Here is an 18,114-nt window from a genome sequence, read left to right as displayed (position 1 = left end):
AGGTCCCCTCGACCCTGATCGAAAGACGACGTGATGCCTGATCCCGTCTCCACTCGCCGTGCCGTGCGCCGGGGCCCGGTCGCCGTCGACCCTGCCGTCGCGGTCGCCGTGCCCGCCGGTCGTGGCGGAGACGACACGCTGATCACTTTCGGACTCCGGCGCGCCGGAGCGTAGGCCGACCTCGCTTCGCGTGCACCGTATTCCGGCCTCCAGACGACCTCCGCCCCGGCACCCCCGGGTGCGAGAAAGCTCACCTGACGCCTCCGGGCGATCCGCGCGTCACCCCGCCGGTCCGCCCCTCCCACCACCCGCCGAGACCGCAGCACCCGCCGCTCCCGTGCGAGCGGCGGCTTCCGGCTGCCCGACAACCGAACCGCCGAGCGTGGAGGACGTCCATGACCCTGCCGGTGCACACCGCCGAGGCAACGCCGACCCGGCCGACACCCGGGCCCACCACAGCCCGGTCCCACCTGCTCCACGAGGGCACAGTCGAGGACTACCGGCGTGCCGTGGCCGCCGGCGTCGACCGGGTGGCCCGGCGGGTGACCGAGGCGACCGGACCCTGCACCGGCGTACGCCCGGACGAGTTGGCGCCGCTGGTCGGCGCGGTCGACCTGGACCGCCCGTTGGGTGACGCCACCGCCGCGCTGGACGAGCTGGAGGAGGTCTACCTGCGCGACGCGGTCTACTTCCACCACCCCCGCTACCTGGCCCACCTGAACTGCCCGGTGGTCATCCCGGCGCTGCTCGGCGAGGCGGTGCTCAGCGCGGTCAACTCCTCGATGGACACCTGGGACCAGAGCGCCGGCGGCACCCTCATCGAACGCCGGCTGATCGACTGGACGGCCACCCGGATCGGGTTCGGTCCGACCGCCGACGGGGTGTTCACCAGCGGCGGCACCCAGTCCAACCTGCACGCGCTGCTGCTGGCCCGGGAGGAGGCCCTGGCCGGGGCCACCCCGGCCGACCGGCGCATCCTGCTGCCCCGGCTGCGGATCATCGCCTCCGCGGCCGGCCACTTCAGCGTGCAGAAAGCGGCCAAGCTGCTCGGCCTGGCCCCGGACGCGATCGTGCTGGTGGAGACCGGCCCGGACCGGCGGATGCGGTCCGGCGCGGTACGCTACGAGATCGCCCGCTGCCGTCGCGACGGACTGCCGGTGATGGCGGTCGTCGCCACCGCCGGCACCACCGACTTCGGCACCATCGACCCGCTCGACGAGATCGCCGAGGTGTGCGCCACCGCCGGGGTGTGGCTGCACGTCGACGCCGCGTACGGCTGCGGACTGCTGGTCTCGCCCACCCGTCGGCACCTGCTCGACGGCGTCGAGCGGGCCGACTCGGTGACCGTCGATTACCACAAGTCGTTCTTCCAGCCGGTCAGCTCCAGCGCCGTGCTGGTCCGCGACGGGCGGACGCTGCGGCACGTGACCTGGCACGCGGACTACCTCAACCCGGCCCGGATGGTCGCCCAGCGCATCCCCAACCAGGTCGACAAGAGCATGCAGACCACGCGCCGCTTCGACGCCCTCAAGCTCTGGCTCACCCTGCGCGTGATGGGCCCGGACGCGGTCGGCGAGCTGTTCGACGAGGTCTGCGACCGGGCCGACGACGCCTGGGACCTGGTCGCCGCCGACCCCCGCTTCGAGGTGCTGACCCGCTCGCCGCTGAGCACGGTGGTGTTCCGCTGGCGGCCCACCGGCCCGGGCCGGGATTTGGCCGACGCGGCCAACCTGCGGGCCCGGGAGGCGCTGGCCGCCTCCGGCCTGGCGATCGTCGCCGGAACCAGGGTGGACGGTCGGCAGTACCTCAAGTTCACCGTTCTCAATCCGCGCACCACGCGCGAGGATGTCGGGTACGTGCTGGACCTGATCGCCGAGCACGCCGGCCGGTACGTGCACACCCACGCCGGCACGCCCGCCGTTGACCTGACCTGCCCGGTCGGCTGACCACGCCACCGGAGAAAGAGGGCCGGATGTCCAGCTACGACTTCATCGGGATCGGCCTCGGCCCGTACAACCTCGGCCTGGCCTGCCTGACCGCGCCGATAGCCGACCTCGACGGGTTGTTCCTGGAGGCCCGCGACGACGTGTCCTGGCACCCCGGGATGCTGCTGGAGTCGTCCCGCCTGCAGACCCCGTTCCTGGCCGACCTGGTGACCCTGGCCGACCCCACCTCGTCGTACACCTTCCTCAGCTATCTCAAGGAGATCGGCCGGCTCTACCCCTTCTACATCCGGGAGAACTTCTACCCGCTGCGGGTGGAGTACGACGCGTACTGCCGGTGGGCCGCCGGGAAGCTGTCCAACCTGCGCTTCGGCCACCAGGTGACCGCCGTCGAGTACGACCCGGCCGATGACAGGTACGTGGTGAGCGCCACCGTCGACGGCGGCACCGTCACGCATCGGGCCCGGCACGTGGTGCTCGGCACCGGCACCCCGCCGCACCTGCCCCCCGCCTGCGCCGGGCTGACCTCCGACGCGGTGCACAACTCGCGTTACCTGGAGAACCGGGACGCGTTGCGGGCCAAGCGGAGCATCACCGTGGTCGGCAGTGGACAGAGCGCCGCCGAGATCTACCATGACCTGCTCGGCGACATACACACCCACGGCTACCGGCTGAACTGGGTGACCCGCTCACCCCGGTTCTTCCCGCTGGAGTACACCAAGCTCACTTTGGAGATGACCTCACCGGACTACGTGGACTACTTCCACGCCCTGCCCGAGGCGACCCGCTACCGGCTGGAGGCCGAGCAGAAGGGCCTGTTCAAGGGGATCTCGGCCGACCTGATCGACGGCATCTTCGACCTGCTCTACGCCACCAGCGTGCACGGTCCGGTGAACACCCGCCTGCTGACCAACACCGAGCTGACCGAGGTCACCTACGACGAGGCCGCCGGGGTGCACACGCTCGCGCTGCGCCACGTCGAGCAGGAACGGAACTGCACCCTGGAGACCGAGGGACTGGTGCTGGCCACCGGCTACCACTTCCGGGTGCCGGCGTACCTGGACCCGATCCGCGACCGGCTGCGCTTCGACGGGCACGGTCGGCTCGACGTCGCCCGCAACTACAGCATCGACCACACCGGGCGCGGCGTCTTCCTCCAGAACGGCGGTACGCACACGCACAGCATCACCTCGCCCGACCTCGGGATGGGTCCGTACCGCAACGCCTGGATCATCCGGGAGCTGCTCGGCCGGGAGCCGTACCCGATAGAAAAGTCGATCACGTTCCAGGAGTTCGGGGTGCCCTCGTGACCGAGGTGGTGTTCACCCGCCACGATCCGGGGCTGGGCGAGTTCGCCCTGCGCACGCTCGACGTGGCCGCCGACGCACCCCTGCTGCACCGCTGGGTCACCCACCCCAAGGCGGCCTTCTGGATGATGCAGGACGCCGACCTCGACCGGGTCGCGGCCGAGTACGGCGCCCTCGCCGCCCACCCGCACCACGACGCCTACCTCGGGCTGTGGCGTGACACACCGGCGTTCCTCGCCGAACGGTACGACCCGGCCCGGGTGGAGCTGGTCGGCCTGCACGACGCGCAGCCCGGTGACGTGGGCATGCACTTCCTCTGCGCGCCCACCGACACCCCCGTGCACGGCTTCACCACCGCCGTGATCACCACCGTGATGGCCTGGCTCTTCACCGACCCCGCCACCCGTCGGGTCGTGGTCGAGCCGGACGTGCGCAACACCGCCGTGCACGCGCTCAACGCGGCGGTCGGGTTCGAGGCGGTCGGCCCGATCGCCAAGCCGGAGAAGACGGCCCTGTTGAGCATCTGCACCCGGGAGCGGTTCGTCGCCGCGACGCGTAGCGAAGGAGCATCATCGTGACCACCCCCGCCCCGCCGACCGCGTCACCGGTGGCCCATCTCCGGCCGCAGACCTGGGAGCGGGTCAACCGGCTGCTGGTGCGCAAGGCCCTCGCGGAGTTCACCCACGAGCGGCTGCTGACCCCCGAACCGGTCGACCCGACTGCCGGGCCCGCCGACGCCGACGGCCGCCGGTGGTACGCGGTGACCGGCGACTCCGGCGCGGTCCGCTACCGCTTCGCGGCGAGGGTACTGGCGTTGGAGCACTGGGACATCGACCCGGAGAGCATCACCCGGCATCGGGGCGACGAGTCGTTGCCGCTGGACGCCGTCGACCTCTGCCTGGAACTGCGCGACGCGCTCGGGCTCGCCGACCGGATCCTGCCGGTCTACCTGGAGGAGATCACCTCCACCCTGGCCGGTGCCGCGTACAAGCTGGACCGCGCGCTGCCGACCTCGGCCGAGCTGGTCGAGGCCGACTTCCAGGTGATCGAGACGTCGATGACCGAGGGCCATCCGTGCTTCGTGGCCAACAACGGCCGGCTCGGCTTCGGTGTCGACGAGTACCACCGATACGCCCCGGAGGCCGCCCACCCGGTACGGCTCGTCTGGGTGGCCGCGCACCGCGACCACGCCGCCTTCACCTGCGCCGCCGACCTGGAGTACCCGAGCTTCCTGCGGGCGGAACTGGGCGAGGCGACCCTTGACCGGTTCGCCGCGACGATGCGTGAGCTCGGTCTGGACCTGGACGACTACCTGCTCATGCCGGTGCACCCGTGGCAGTGGTGGCACAAGCTGTCGGTGACCTTCGCCGGTGAGGTGGCCCGCCGCCGCCTGGTGCACCTCGGCGAGGGGCCGGACGAATACCTCGCCCAGCAGTCCATCCGGACCTTCTTCAACGTCAGCGCACCGCAGCAGCACTACGTCAAGACCGCCCTGTCGGTGCTGAACATGGGCTTCATGCGGGGGCTGTCGGCCGCGTACATGGAGGCCACCCCGGCGATCAACGACTGGCTAGCCGAGCTGGTCGCCGGTGACGCGGTGTTCGGCGCCACCGGCCTGACGCTCCTGCGGGAGCGGGCCGCCGTCGGCTACCGGCACCGGCAGTACGAGGCGGCCACCGACCGCTACTCGCCGTACCGCAAGATGCTGGCCGCGCTCTGGCGGGAGAGCCCGGTGCCCGGCCTGGCCCCCGGCGAACGGCTGGCCACCATGGCGTCGCTGCTGCACGTCGACGCCGACGGCCGCTCGTTCGCCGCCGAACTCGTCGCCGCCTCGAAGCTGGCCCCGACCGAGTGGCTGCGTCGCTATCTGAACGCCTACCTGACCCCGCTGTTGCACGCCTTCTACGCCTACGACCTGGCGTTCATGCCGCACGGCGAGAACGTCATCATGGTGCTGCGGGACGGCGCGGTCGAACGGGTGATCTTCAAGGACATCGCCGAGGAGATCGTGGTGATGAGCGCCGAGGCGGAGCTGCCGGCGGCCGTGGAGCGGGTCCGGGCCGACATCCCGGAGGACATGAAGCTGCTCTCCATCTTCACCGACGTCTTCGACTGCTTCTTCCGCTTCCTCAGCGCCACCCTCGTCGCGCAGGGCGTCGTCGACGAGGAGACGTTCTGGCGGGCCGTCGCCGACTGCGCCACCGAGTACGCCGACCAGGTGCCGCACCTGGCCGACCGGCTGGCCCGCTACGACCTGTTCGCCCCGGAGTTCGCGCTGTCCTGCCTCAACCGGCTGCAACTGCGCGACAACCAGCAGATGGTCGACCTGTCCGACCCGTCGGCCGCTCTGCAACTCGTCGGCGCCCTGCCCAACCCGCTGGGCCGCTTCGGCGGCACCGGACCAGGCTAGGCGTCCGGTCAGGCCGGGGGCGGGCCGGAACTGTCCCGGCTGACCAGCTCGGCGGCGAGGGACTCCACCCGGGGGCGGTCCGCGCCCGGGTCCAGGGCCAGCGCCATCGCGCGGGCGCCCATCTCGACCAGCGGCAGCCGGATCGTGGTCAGCGTCGGGGTGACGTCCCGGGCCATCGGCATGTCGTCGAAGCCGACGACGCTGACCCGGTCGGGCACCGCCAGTCCGCGCGAGCGCAGCAGCGCCAGCGCGCCGATCGCCATCGAGTCGTTGAGCGCCGCGATCGCGGTCAGTTCCGGTTCGGCGTCGAGCAGGGCGGCGGTGGCGGCGGCACCACCGTCGCGGTCGAACTCGGCGTACCGGATGCGGTGTTCCGGGAGGTCCCGGCCGTGCGCGGTGAGCCCCTCGCGCAGCCCGGTCAACCGGTCGGTGGTGGTGGTCAACACCTGGGGACCGGCCACCACCCCGATCCGTTCGTGGCCCAGCCGGCACAGCTCCTGCCCGAGCAGCCGGGCGCCGCTGCGGTTGTCGGGCATCACCGCGTCGCCGGAGTGTTCGTGCCGGCCGATCACCGCGACCCGCCCGCCGGTCGCCTCGTACGCGGCCAGCTTTCCGTTGAGCAGGCGGGTGAACTCCGCGTCGTGGTAGCCGGAGCCGGCCAGGATGATGGCGGCCACCTGGTGCCCGCGCAGCAGCTCGACGTACTCCAGCTCGCGTCCCGGGTCGCGGTAGCTGTTGCAGATCATCAGCAGCCGCCCCTGGGCGGTGGCGACCCGTTGCAGGCCCCGCGTGATCTCCGAGAAGTACGGGTCGGAGACGTCGTGCACGATGACGCCGACGGCGCCCCGATGCGAGCGGGCGAGCAGTTGGGCGTGGGCGTTGGGCACGTACTGCAACTCGGCGACGGCCTGAAGCACCCGTTCCCGCAACTCGTCGGTGACCGGCTTGCTGCTGCCGTTGATCACCCGAGAGGCGGTGGCGGGCGAGACGCCGGCCCGCCGGGCCACATCGGACAGAGTCGCCACGTACCGCCCCCTTGAGATCGCGCCGGCCGCGCGCCCGGCGGCCAGCGTCACCGTACCGCAGTCAGGGTTGTTCACCGGGGGGGCGTTCAGGCAGCTCACGCAGCTGGTCACAGCCCTGATCGGCGTGGAGCGCCCGATGCCGTGGCAGCGGCCGGCGGATGGCGGTGATCGGAATCATCCCGGTCGGGAGAGCGCTTGCCTCGGCGCGGCGCCGCGGCCTAGGCTACGCAGGAAAGCGCTTACCTAGGCGTGTGTGACGGAAGGACCCCCATGACCCGCAGGTCGATCGGCATCATCGTGAACGGCGTCACCGGCCGGATGGGATACCGGCAGCATCTGGTGCGCTCCCTGCTGGCCATCCGCGAGTCCGGCGGCGTGCGGCTGCCCGACGGCGCCACCGTCGTGCCGCATCTCGTGCTGGTCGGCCGCAGCGAGACCAAGCTGCGGGAGATCGCCGACCGGCACGGCCTCACCGACTGGACCACCGACCTGACCGCCGCGCTGGCCCGCGACGACGTCGAGATCTACTTCGACGCGCAGGTCACCCAGCAGCGGGAGAAGGCGATCCGGCAGGCCATCGAGGCCGGCAAGCACATCTACACCGAGAAGCCCCTGGCCGAGGACACCGCCGCCGCCCTGGACCTGGCCCGTGCCGCGAACGCCGCCGGCATCCGCACCGGCGTGGTGCAGGACAAACTATTCCTGCCCGGGCTGCGCAAGCTCAAGCGGCTGCTCGACGGCGGCTTCTTCGGCCAGGTGCTGTCGGTGCGCGGCGACTTCGGCTACTGGGTCTTCGAGGGCGACTGGCAGCCCGCCCAGCGCCCGTCCTGGAACTACCGGTCCGAGGACGGCGGCGGCATCGTGGTCGACATGTTCCCGCACTGGCACTACGTGCTGGCGGAGCTGTTCGGCGAGGTACGCAGCGTCTCCGCCACCATCGCCACGCACATCCCGCAGCGCGTCGACGAGGCCGGTCGCACCTACCCGGCCACCGCCGACGACGCCGCGTACGCCGTGTTCGAGCTGGCCGGCGGCGTGATCGCCCAGCTCAACTCCTCCTGGTGCGTCCGGGTGCACCGCGACGAACTGGTCGAGTTCCAGGTCGACGGCACGCAGGGCAGCGCCGTGGCCGGCCTGCGCCGCTGCCGGGTGCAGCACCGGGCCGTCACCCCGAAGCCGGTGTGGAACCCCGATCTGCCGGCCACCGACGACTTCCGCGCGCAGTGGACGGAGGTCCCGGACAACGAGGACTTCGACAACGGCTTCAAGGTGCAGTGGGAGGCGTTCCTGCGGCACGTCGTGGCGGACGAGCCGTTCCCGTGGGACTTCCTGGCCGGGGCGCGCGGCGTGCAACTGGCCGAGCTGGGTCTGGTGTCGGCCCGCGAGGGCCGCCGCGTCGAGATTCCGGAGCTGTCGCTGTGAGCGCCGAGGTCAACCTGCCCGGTGGCCGGCGACTGCGGCTGGCCGGCGGTGCCGGACACCCCAGGCCCGACGGCCCGCCGCGCCGCCGGATCGCGTACGCCGCCGCGCACGTGGTGGCCGACCCGCAGGCCGACAACACCCCGGGTACGCCGGCCGCCGTCGACTGGGAGAGCACCCTCGCCTTCCGTCGCCACCTCTGGTCGTACGGCCTGGGGGTGGCCGAGGCGATGGACACCGCGCAGCGCGGCATGGGCCTGGACTACCCGGCCACCCGGGAACTGATCCGGCGCAGCGCGGCGGAGGCCCGGGCGGCCGACGGGCGGATCGTCGCCGGGGTCGCCACCGACCAGCTACCGGCCGGCCCGGTCTCCCTCGCCGAGGTCACCGCCGCCTTCCGCGAGCAGCTCGACGACGTGCAGGCCGCCGGGGCGGTGCCGGTGCTGATGTGCAGCCGCCACCTGGCCGCCGCCGCCCGGAGCCCCGAAGACTACCTGCGGGTGTACGACGATCTGCTGACCGCCGCCGACCGGCCGGTGGTGCTGCACTGGCTCGGCCCGATGTTCGACCCGGCGTTGACCGGCTACTGGGGCTCGACCGACCTGGACCTGGCCGCCGACACCGTGGTGGAGCTGCTGAAGACGCACGCCGCCCGGGTAGACGGGATCAAGGTGTCGTTGCTCGACGCCGGACGCGAGGTGGCGTTGCGCCGCCGACTGCCGGCCGGCGTACGCCTCTACACCGGCGACGACTTCCACTACCCGGAGCTGATCCGGGGCGACGAGGTCGGATACTCCGACGCGCTGCTGGGCGTCTTCGCGGCGATCGCCCCGGCCGCGTCGGCCGCGTTCGCCGCCCTCGACCGGGGCGACCTGACCGCGTACGACGAGATCTTCGCGCCGACCGTGCCGCTGGCCCGGCACCTGTTCGCGGCCCCGACCTGGTATTACAAGACCGGGATCGTCTTCCTCGCCTGGTTGACCGGCCACCAGGACCACTTCACCATGGTCGGTGGCCTGCAGTCCGGCCGGTCACCGGAGCACCTGGCCACCCTGCTCACCCTGGCCGACGCCGCCGGTCTGTTGCCCGACGCCGAGCTGGCCGCCGCCCGGGCGCGGGCCTTCTTCACCGTGGCCGGGGTGGCCCAGTGACCGGGGAGCGGGCGGAGCTGGCCCGTTTCTCGTTCAACCAGGCCACCGCCAAGCACTGGGCCCTGCCCGACGTGGTGGCCGGATGTGTCGCCACCGGAGTTCCCGGCGTCGGCCTGTGGCGTGAGCCGGTCGCCGAGTACGGGCTGGACCGCGCCGCCAAGCTGGTCCGCGACGCCGGCCTTGCGGTCACCACGCTGTGCCGGGGCGGGTTCTTCACCGCCGACGACTGGTGGGACGAGAACCGGCGCGCCGTCGACGAGGCCGCCACCCTCGGTGCGCCGGTGCTGGTGCTGGTCTCCGGCGGCCTGCCGCCGGGCAGCAAGGACATCGACGGGGCCCGCGCCCGGGTGGCCGACGCCATCGCCGAACTGGCCCCGTACGCCGACTCCGCCGGGATGACGCTCGCCATCGAGCCGCTGCACCCGATGTTCGCCGCCGACCGCTGCGTCATCGCCACCCTCGGCCAGGCCCTCGACATCGCCGAACGGTTCGACCCGAGCGTGGTCGGCGTGGTGGTCGACGCGTACCACGTGTGGTGGGACGACACCGTCTACGACCAGATCACGCGCGCGGGGGAGTGGATCGCCTCGTTCCAGGTCTGCGACTGGATCACCCCGCTGCCCGAGGGCGTGCTGCTGGGGCGGGCGCTGCCCGGCGACGGCTGCATCGAGTTGCGCCGGCTGCGCGAGGCGGTGGACGCGGCCGGCTACACCGGCCCAATCGAGGTGGAGGTCTTCAACGCGCAGGTGTGGGCACGTCCCGGCGAGGAGGTGCTGACCGCCTCGATCGACGGCTACCTGCGCGAGGTCGTCTGACGACCAGATGCGTCACCGCGATCACGCCAGCGCATCTGCCTGATCGTGTCGAGGATGTCGCGGGCGACGGTGGCTGCCGGGCAGTGATGGCGAGTCGGTTGAGGATCTGGGCCAGGGACAGGAACGGCGCGGTCATGCTCGACCCACCGCGAGGGTGGTGGCGAGCTGAATGATCGGCATCGGGGCGTCCGGGTGTCGGATCATCTGGTTCAGCAGGTCTCGGGCGGAGGGCCGGTGCCGTACCTCGGAAGGCGCGGTCTGATCGGCCTCAAGCAGGATCCGGGCGGCGCGGGTCGGGTCGTCGCCCTGGAGATGAGCGCGGGCGGCGTCGAGCAGGTACGCGGCACGATGCTCGGTGGGCAGCCACCGCCAGCCGTCACGGCGTACGACCTCCTGGTGCAAGGCGGCTGCCTCACCGGCGTCGCCCGACTCCAGCGCCGCCACCGCCCGCGCCACGGCGACTGCTGTGGGCCCGAAGGCGGTGCGGTGGTGGTCGTGGCCGTCGCCCACCCGGCCACCCAGGTCGGCGGCCTCGTCGAGCAGGCTCGCCGTGGCGCGCTCGTCCCCCTGCCGAGCTGCGGCGAGGGCGGCCTGCACGAGCAGCGTGCCGCAGAGCGACAGGTGCGCCGGCTGGTCGCCGTCGAGGTCGGCCTGGACGATGCGGTACGCCGCTGTCCGCATGGCCGACACCGCCGAGCCCGCCCGACCGGTGGCACGTAGCACCTGTCCTAGCTGCACCGCCGCAGCGGCGACCAACTCCGCGTCGTCCGTGGCGATGGTCATCGCGCGGTCGACGGCCAGCCAGCCCAGCTCGCCTTCACCGAGTTTGACGAGCAGAGCGGCCGTCACCCGGTACGCCTCCACCAGTGCCACCCGCCCCGCTCCCGGATCGAGGGTGTAGCAGCGCTGCGCCCCGACCACCAGCTCCGGCAGCCCACTGATCAACTGCGGATACCGCGCGTGCTGGTAGGTGGTCCACGCATGCCCGATGCTGCGGGCTACGTGAGCTACCGAGGGGGCATCCCGGGCCGCCGCCCGACGACCGAGGGTCATGTCGTACGTCGACAGTGCCGCCCGGATCCGCTCCACACCGTCTGCTCGGACGTCGACAGCGGAGCGCTGACGGTCCCGACCGAGCAGGGTGGCCTGGTCGATCCGGAGCACTGCGGCAACCTCTGCGATCGTGGATACCTTGTCCAGTGATCGGACGCCACGTTCGACCTTGTCGACCCAACTCTTCGACTTGCCCAACCGATCGGCGAGCACCTGCTGAGACATCCGCCGCCGCCCCCGCCAGTACGCCACCCGCCGGCCGATCGGCAACAACTCGCTACCCATTGTCGTACGGCACCCAGTGCGCTGACGTGCCAGGGGCGATCGCTGAATCGACTCGCATTCGTACTCCCTTGTTGCCTCAATCGGAAGGGCTGCGGGATCGCATAGCCGCCAGACTGGAGACCTCCGTGCAGACGTCGCGATCCCGCAGCCCGAGGGACGACCGCAGGCCACCCGGCCTCGACATCGATGTCAGTGACCGTTGGCGCGTTATCCCAGTCGGTCCGCCCGGCCCGTCGGGGGACCTAAACACAGCTTTGTCGCTACTCTGCGTGTGGGGTAGGTGTGAGCAGTGGGCCCACACAATTGCCCACATCGCAGGGATGCCGATGGGACGTTTTGGGGAGACACTGAAACAACACCGGCTCGCCGCCGGGTTGTCGCTGCGCGCCTTGGGTTCGGCTGCTCGTCTCGATTTCTCCTACCTGTCTCAGGTGGAGCGGGGCGTAAGGCCGCCAACCCGGCCACTCGCGGAAGCGTGCGACGATGCGTTGAGCGCGGCCGGTGCGCTCGTACGGGCATGGCAGCGGCAGGCAGGTGAGACCGACATGCGGAGGCGGAAGATTCTCGGCGCGATGGGCGCCCTCGCCGTAGCGCCGGCCGTGGCACCGCTCGTCGGCCTGGAATCCCTCCGTCATGGCTTCGGTGTCGCCGCCGGGCACGCCGATGAATGGGACAGGATCGTCGAAGATTACGGCTACGACTACTACCGGCTGCCCGCAGACCAACTGGACCGCCAGCTCACCGTCGACATGACCGTCCTGCAACATCAACTCGCGGCGGCTGACGGGCCTCAGCGGGCAGGGTTGTTGCGGGCCGCGTCGAAGCTCTCGCTGATGGTCGCATTCGGAATGGTCGCCGCAGGGCAAGGCTGGGCAGCCGCCCGATGGTGGCGGTCGGCGCGCGAACTCGCGGACAACTCCGGAGACCCGGACTCGGTCGTGGCGGGGTGGGCGTGGGATGTCGTCAATGGCTGCTACGACGGCCGGGACCCTAACACGGTCGTGCAAATGTCCGACCAAGCCCTGCCGCTGCTGCATCAGCGGGCGTCGGCGGCTACGTGTGGCCTACTGGCCGGACGGGCACAAGCGCTTTCCCTGGCCGGCCGCCATACGGAAGCAGTCGCCACGGTCGAACGGCTTTCGGACCTCGCATCTCAGCTACCCAGGTCGGTCATCACCGATGTGGAATCGGTCTGGGGCTGGCCGGAACACCGGCTGCATTACACGGCGTCGTGGGTGTTTACGCACGCTGGTCGGTTCGCTGACGCGACACGGGCGCAGTCCCTGGCGCTCGCCCTGTACCCGCAGTCTCAGGCGCGGCTCCGCGCTCAGGTGCAGTTGCACCAGGCGGTCTGCCTGATCCGCGAAGGCGACATCCCTGACGGGCTGCGACTCGCCACAGACCTGCTCGACGCGTTGCCTGGCGAGCACCGCAACGAGCTGTTACTGACGGTGGCCCGTCAAGTAGTGGACGCCGTTCCGGGGAGTGAACGTCGGCGGCCCGCGTACGGGGACCTGACTGCCATCGTCGGCGCAAAGGGCTGCGGACCGTGGCCGTGACCTACCGCCTCCACACCTCGATGACGCCCGAACAAGTTCACGCCTTGGCCGACCTGTACGGCATCGTCTATGCCGAGCCGCCGTACGGGGAGGGCCCGGAGGAAGTGGCCGGATTCCGCAACGGTCTGCCCGAGGAGGCGCGTCGGCCCGGCTTCACCCTGATCACGGCCCACGACCAGGGTGTGTTGGTGGGGGCCGCCTACGGGTGGACGATGGGCTCCGGGCGCTGGTGGAGACGCGCCGGGCAGGACCCGCCCGCCGACGTGCGTGAGGCGGACAAGTTCGCCGTGATGGAGTGGATCGTGCGCCCGGCACAGCGCGGTCGGGGCGTGGGTGCCGAGTTGATGCGGCGACTACTCGATGCCCGATCGGAGCCGGTGGCGACGCTCGCGTCGAATCCGCGTTCGGCTGCCCGCACCATCTACGCACGAGCAGGCTGGGTGCAGGTGGGCGATACGACGACTCCGTGGGGTGCCCGCATGGACCTGCTGGTGTTGAGGACGTCGGCCAAGCGCTAAGCCGTCGTGGTGCGGGTGGCGAGGGCGTCGACCAGGCGGCGGGTGGAACCGGCAAGGTTCCACCGCTCGGCCAGCTCGACCAGGCGCTCCGGGTCGGCCGGCGCGGCCGGCAGCTCGGTGGGCAGCGGCGGCAGCGGCACGTCCAGGGCGACCCGGACCACCTTCGGCGCCACCGCCAGGTAGTCGCGGGCGGCGTCGAGCTTGGTGCGCAGGCCGGGCGCGAAACCGGAGGCCGGATCGTCCAGAGCGGCCAGGATGCCGTCGATGTCGCCGTACCGCTCGATCAGTCGGGCGGCGGTCTTCTCGCCGACACCGGCCACCCCCGGCAGCCCGTCGCTGGGGTCGCCACGCAGCGCGGCGAAGTCGGCGTACCGGTCGGCGGCCACCCCGTAGCGGGACCGGACCGCCGTGTCGTCGCAGTCGTCCAGCTTGGCCACGCCCCGCCCGATGTAGAGCAGTCGCACCCCACGGGCGTCGTCGACGAGCTGGAACAGGTCACGGTCGCCGGAGACCACCTCGACCGGACCGGGTTGGGTGACCGAGAGGGTGCCCAGCACGTCGTCGGCCTCGTAACCGGCCGCGCCGACCACGGTGACGCCGAGTGCGTCGAGCACGTCGAGGATCATCGGCACCTGCGGGCTGAGGGTGTCCGGCACGACCTCGCCGCCCTCGGGCGCCACCCGGTGCGCCTTGTACGACGGCAGCAGCGCGACCCGCCAGTCCGGTCGCCAGTCGTGGTCCATCGCGCACACCATCCGGCCCGGTCGACGGGTGCGGACCAGTTGGGCGAGCATGTCGAGGAACCCGCGTACGGCGTTGACCGGCTGTCCGTCGGCGGTCCGCGCGGCCGACTCGGGAATGCCGAAGTAGGCCCGGAAGTAGAGACTGGGCGCGTCGACGAGCATGATCGGGGTCTGCTGTGCCACGCCCGACAGCCTGGCACATCCCACCGACGTTCGCGGTCGACGGCACGTCGATGCCGCAATCCAGGAGGACGCGATGACCACGACGACCCGACTCGCGCTGACCACGGTCAACCTGGACACGCCCGACCCGGCGGCGCTGTCCCGCTTCTACGCGTGCCTGCTCGGTTGGACGGTGGAGGTCGAGGAGGCCGACGACGTCATCCTGCGCGCGCCCGAGGGCGGGGTGGGCCTCTCCTTCCAGCGCGAGCGGGCGTACGTGCGGCCGACCTGGCCCGCCGAGGCGGACCGGCAGCAGATGATGATGCACCTGGAGATCGGCGTCGAGGACCTGGCCGCCGCCCTGGACCACGCGCTGGCCTGCGGCGCCACGCTGGCCGAGTTCCAGCCGCAGGACGACGTGCGGGTCTGCCTGGACCCGGACGGCCACCCGTTCTGCCTGTGGCTGATGGACTGACCGCGAGGCCGGTCGGTGGCCGACACGACCCGCACCGTCCGCGCCCGTCACCCGAACGAGCGTTAAGCTGGGCGGGTGGGAGCCAGAAGCTGCCACGGCGTACGACGGCTCACCACCATCCCACGGAGCTCACCGCGCTATGACTGTCGACCGGATCCTGCCCACCGAAGAGGCCCACGACCTGCTGGAGCTGGCCACCGAACTCGCCGACCGGGAACTCGCGCCCAAGGCCGTCGAGTTCGAGCAGCGCGCCGAGTTCCCCCGCGAGCTGCTACGGACCCTGGGCCGGGCCGGCCTGCTCGGCCTGCCCTACCCGGAGGAGTACGGCGGGGCCGCCCAGCCGTACGAGGTCTACCTCCAGGTGCTGGAGATCCTGGCGAGCCGCTGGTTGGCGGTCGCCGAGGCGGTCAGCGTGCACACGCTCTCCTGCCACCCGGTCGCCACGTTCGGCGACGACGCCCAGCGCAAGCTGCTGCCCGACATGATCGGCGGCGAGCTGCTCGGCGCGTACTGCCTCTCCGAACCGCAGGGTGGGTCGGACGCCGCCGCGCTGACCACGAAGGCGGTCCGCGACGGCGACGCGTACGTCGTCACCGGCACCAAGGCCTGGATCACCCACGCCCAGGTGGCCGACTTCTACAACGTCTTCTGCCGTACCGGCGGACCCGGCGCCCGGGGCATCTCCTGCCTGCTGCTCGACCGGGCCACTCCCGGTCTCCACCCGCAGGCCGCCGAACGCACCATGGGACTGCGGTCGTCACCGGTGGCGCAGCTCGCGTTCGACGACGCCCGGGTGCCGGCGGACCGGCTGATCGGCGGCGAGGGGGCCGGTTTCACCATCGCCATGTCCGCTCTGGACTCCGGTCGGCTCGGTATCGCCGCGTGCGCGGTGGGGCTGGCCCAGGCGGCGCTGGACTACGCGGTCGGCTACGCGCGGGAACGCCGCCAGTTCGGCCGCGCCGTCATTGACTTCCAGGGACTCGGCTTCACCCTCGCCGACCTGGCCACCCAGATCTCCGCCGCCCGCGCGTTGACCCTCACCGCGGCCCGACTGCGCGACGCCGGTCGGCCGTACTCCATCGAGGCGGCCAAGGCGAAGCTGTTCGCCACCGACATGGCGATGCGGGTGACCACCGACGCGGTGCAGGTGCTCGGTGGCGCCGGCTACGTGGCCGACCACCCGGTGGAGCGCTACATGCGGGAGGCGAAGGTGCTCCAGATCGTGGAGGGCACCAACCAGATCCAGCGCCTGGTGATCTCTCGCGCCCTGGCCAAGGACTGACCGCGCGTGACCTCCGGTGGTTTCGTCGTCGCGCGGACGGGCCTTTCCCGGTAGGTTGCACGCCGTGGAGGAGATCGACCGGGCCATCGTCGCCGCACTGACCACGGACGGCCGACAGTCGTACACGGATCTCGCGGAGAAGGTGGGCCTCTCCGTCTCGGCCGTGCACCAACGGGTACGCCGGCTGGAGCAGCGCGGTGTGGTCAAGGGCTACACCGCCCGGGTCTCGTTCGAGGCGCTCGACCTGCCGCTGACCGCGTTCGTGGCGATCCGGCCGTTCGACCCGTCGCAACCGGACGACGCCCCGGTACGGCTGGCGCACCTGCCCGAGATCGACTCGTGCTACTCGGTGGCGGGGGAGGACTTCTATCTGCTGCTGGTGCGGGTGGCCGGTCCGGTCGACCTGGAACGCGTACTCCAGGAGATCAGGACATCGGCGAACGTCACCACCCGCACGACGGTGGTGCTCTCCACCCCGTACGAGGGGCGTCCTCCCAAGATCAGTGGCGAGCCGTCGACCCGGCAGCGGTCCCGGCCGGCGGGGGAGACGGCTGGTTCCACCGGAGGATGACCCGCCGCCCGATGCGTTAGGATGGCGCCATGAATTGCCGCGCCTTCACGATGAAGCCCTGGTTCCGCCGCTGACGGCGGCAGGGTTGACCGGCTTTTCCTAAGATCCACTCTGTTCCGTCGTCCTGGTGTTCCCGCCGGGCGGCGTGTTCGTGCTGCCCGGCTCCATGACGAGCCGAAGAGCAGAGTGAACAATCTTGAGTTGAATCCCACCCAGACCCCGTCCACCGTCCTGCCGGCAGGTGACCGGGCGCACGTCCGGGCCGAAGGCGTACGCGTGGTGCTGGGCGGACGGGTGGTGCTGTCCGACGTCAGCGTGACCGTCTCCGCCCGTTCGCGGCTTGCCGTGATCGGCGAGAACGGCCAGGGCAAGACGACACGGTGGAACGAACGGGCACGATCGGCGTGGCCCGGCAGGCGCTGGAGGCGGTGCGGGCGCTGGACGAGGCGGCCGACGCCTGCCCGGACCGGCAGCGCCCGCTGTCGACGCTGTCGGTCGGCCAGCGCTACCGGGTCCGTCTGGCCTGCCTGCTGGGGGCGCGGCACGACCTGCTGATGCTGGACGAGCCGACCAACCATCTCGACGCCGACAGCCTGGCCTTCCTCGCACCGGTTGGCGGCCGGAGAAGGGGCACGGCAAGCACCAGCGTCAGTCCCGGGCTCCCGGGGTGGTGCAGGCGTTGCGTCGCAGGCAGGAGGACCTCGACGCGCACCGGCTCACTGTGCCCGAGCCGCCGCCGCGCCTGCGCTGGCCCGAGCTGCGGACCCGAGTTGACCGACGCGTTGCGGGAGACCTCGGCGGCGGTGGTGGTCGCCACGCACGACCGCCAGATGCTCGCCGACCTGGCGGACTGGCCGATCCTGTCGCTGCGAGCCGCCGAGGAGTCGCCCTGAGGGGCGAGCCGGGCACCCGACAGCGCGGGTTATGAAATCCACCGGCCAGTGCGAGGTTGCGGGAACCGATGCGGTCGCTGACCCGTCCGGCCAGTGGCGCGGCGAGTGCGCCGCCGATACCGAGCGGGGCGACCAGCAACACGCCGACGACGTCGAGTCGGGTCGCCGTGCCCTGCGGTGGGTCGGTGGGCATCACGGCGCGGGTGAAAACCACCGGCCGTCGCGGCCTGCTCTCCACCGGACGGTGCCGTCTGTGCCCGGGCGTCGGCGCCTTACCGGACCGGCCTATACCTGTCGGGTTCGGGCGCTGTCGAGCTGACGGCATGGACGGATCGTGCGACCGGCGGGTCCGTGCGATCCACGCAGGGTTTGCACAGATGTGCAAACCCTGCGTTTGTGCGGTCTTGGCGGCTCGTGAGGGGCCTGCTGCGGGGCCGAAGGCATCCTTGCTGTCCCCTGGTCGTTTCTGTTGTCACTGGTCGTCCCTGCTGGCACTTTCGTCG

General features: G+C 71.5%; 15 protein-coding genes and 1 pseudogene. 13 read left to right on the top strand and 3 right to left on the bottom strand.

The window, feature by feature from the left end; genetic code table 11:
- The first annotated feature begins 395 nt into the window (after positions 1–395).
- From ID554_RS29135 to ID554_RS29120, 4 genes are read left to right on the top strand one after another with little or no spacing between them, the layout of a single operon-like run.
- Positions 396–1,946 carry a pyridoxal phosphate-dependent decarboxylase family protein gene (locus ID554_RS29135; protein ID WP_117227677.1) on the top strand — a complete coding sequence of 517 codons (1,551 nt, stop codon included), beginning with the start codon at positions 396–398 and terminating at the stop codon, positions 1,944–1,946.
- Positions 1,947–1,972: 26 nt separating this feature from the next.
- Positions 1,973–3,253, top strand: coding sequence for a lysine N(6)-hydroxylase/L-ornithine N(5)-oxygenase family protein (locus ID554_RS29130; protein ID WP_117227676.1), 1,281 nt, complete (start codon positions 1,973–1,975; stop codon positions 3,251–3,253).
- Between the two features lie 5 nt (positions 3,254–3,258).
- A complete protein-coding gene (locus ID554_RS29125) occupies positions 3,259–3,828 on the top strand; it encodes a GNAT family N-acetyltransferase (RefSeq protein WP_199489172.1) in 570 nt (189 codons plus the stop codon).
- The gene (locus ID554_RS29120; protein ID WP_317985204.1) at positions 3,825–5,660 is read left to right on the top strand and encodes an IucA/IucC family protein; all 1,836 of its coding nucleotides are present in this window, start codon (positions 3,825–3,827) and stop codon (positions 5,658–5,660) included. Before ID554_RS29125 ends, ID554_RS29120 begins: the two co-directional genes overlap by 4 nt.
- Before the next feature lie 8 nt (positions 5,661–5,668).
- Here the strand turns inward: ID554_RS29120 and ID554_RS29115 are convergent, their stop codons facing one another.
- The gene (locus ID554_RS29115) at positions 5,669–6,685 is read right to left on the bottom strand and encodes a LacI family DNA-binding transcriptional regulator (RefSeq protein WP_117227748.1); all 1,017 of its coding nucleotides are present in this window, start codon (positions 6,683–6,685) and stop codon (positions 5,669–5,671) included.
- A 270-nt stretch (positions 6,686–6,955) separates the two neighbouring features.
- Between ID554_RS29115 and ID554_RS29110 the strand changes: the two genes are divergently transcribed.
- The 3 genes from ID554_RS29110 to ID554_RS29100 are packed head-to-tail and all read left to right on the top strand — an operon-like array spanning position 6,956 to position 10,070.
- Positions 6,956–8,107 carry a Gfo/Idh/MocA family protein gene (locus ID554_RS29110; protein ID WP_117227674.1) on the top strand — a complete coding sequence of 384 codons (1,152 nt, stop codon included), beginning with the start codon at positions 6,956–6,958 and terminating at the stop codon, positions 8,105–8,107.
- Complete coding sequence (locus ID554_RS29105; protein ID WP_117227673.1) at positions 8,104–9,255, top strand: dihydrodipicolinate synthase family protein; 1,152 nt, start codon at positions 8,104–8,106, stop codon at positions 9,253–9,255. The genes ID554_RS29110 and ID554_RS29105 overlap by 4 nt, the downstream gene beginning before the upstream one ends.
- Positions 9,252–10,070: a sugar phosphate isomerase/epimerase family protein gene (locus ID554_RS29100; RefSeq protein ID WP_117227672.1), complete on the top strand. Its 819-nt coding sequence runs from the start codon at positions 9,252–9,254 to the stop codon at positions 10,068–10,070. The genes ID554_RS29105 and ID554_RS29100 overlap by 4 nt, the downstream gene beginning before the upstream one ends.
- Before the next feature lie 132 nt (positions 10,071–10,202).
- Here the strand turns inward: ID554_RS29100 and ID554_RS29095 are convergent, their stop codons facing one another.
- Positions 10,203–11,408 (bottom strand): helix-turn-helix domain-containing protein, encoded by a 1,206-nt coding sequence (locus tag ID554_RS29095; RefSeq protein ID WP_117227671.1) that lies wholly within the window; start codon positions 11,406–11,408, stop codon positions 10,203–10,205.
- Between the two features lie 320 nt (positions 11,409–11,728).
- On the opposite strand from ID554_RS29095, the gene ID554_RS29090 reads away from it, so the two are divergent.
- Together ID554_RS29090 and ID554_RS29085 are read left to right on the top strand one after the other, a co-directional pair.
- A complete protein-coding gene (locus ID554_RS29090; RefSeq protein WP_223884326.1) occupies positions 11,729–12,967 on the top strand; it encodes a helix-turn-helix domain-containing protein in 1,239 nt (412 codons plus the stop codon).
- Complete coding sequence (locus ID554_RS29085) at positions 12,964–13,485, top strand: GNAT family N-acetyltransferase (RefSeq protein ID WP_223884325.1); 522 nt, start codon at positions 12,964–12,966, stop codon at positions 13,483–13,485. The genes ID554_RS29090 and ID554_RS29085 overlap by 4 nt, the downstream gene beginning before the upstream one ends.
- On the opposite strand, the gene ID554_RS29080 is transcribed toward ID554_RS29085, so the two are convergent.
- On the bottom strand, positions 13,482–14,390 hold the full coding sequence (locus ID554_RS29080; protein ID WP_191088941.1) for a 5'-3' exonuclease: 909 nt from the start codon (positions 14,388–14,390) through the stop codon (positions 13,482–13,484). The two genes, ID554_RS29085 and ID554_RS29080, sit on opposite strands and share 4 nt — an antisense overlap.
- 94 nt (positions 14,391–14,484) lie before the next feature.
- Between ID554_RS29080 and ID554_RS29075 the strand changes: the two genes are divergently transcribed.
- The 4 genes and pseudogenes from ID554_RS29075 to ID554_RS33320 all read left to right on the top strand — a co-directional run.
- Positions 14,485–14,865, top strand: a complete 381-nt coding sequence (locus ID554_RS29075; RefSeq protein WP_117227669.1) for a VOC family protein — start codon at positions 14,485–14,487, stop codon at positions 14,863–14,865.
- A gap of 139 nt (positions 14,866–15,004) precedes the next feature.
- A complete protein-coding gene (locus ID554_RS29070) occupies positions 15,005–16,147 on the top strand; it encodes an acyl-CoA dehydrogenase family protein (RefSeq protein WP_117227668.1) in 1,143 nt (380 codons plus the stop codon).
- Positions 16,148–16,211: 64 nt separating this feature from the next.
- Positions 16,212–16,718 (top strand): Lrp/AsnC family transcriptional regulator, encoded by a 507-nt coding sequence (locus ID554_RS29065; protein WP_117227667.1) that lies wholly within the window; start codon positions 16,212–16,214, stop codon positions 16,716–16,718.
- Positions 16,719–17,089: 371 nt separating this feature from the next.
- A pseudogene (locus ID554_RS33320) lies at positions 17,090–17,611 on the top strand (ATP-binding cassette domain-containing protein); the annotation flags it as partial.
- Between the last annotated feature and the right edge of the window lie 503 nt (positions 17,612–18,114).

The organism is Micromonospora craniellae (genome assembly GCF_014764405.1).
Lineage (GTDB): Bacteria > Actinomycetota > Actinomycetes > Mycobacteriales > Micromonosporaceae > Micromonospora > Micromonospora craniellae.
Note: the sequence above shows the minus strand (reverse complement) of the source record. Positions and strands in the feature narration are given on the sequence as shown.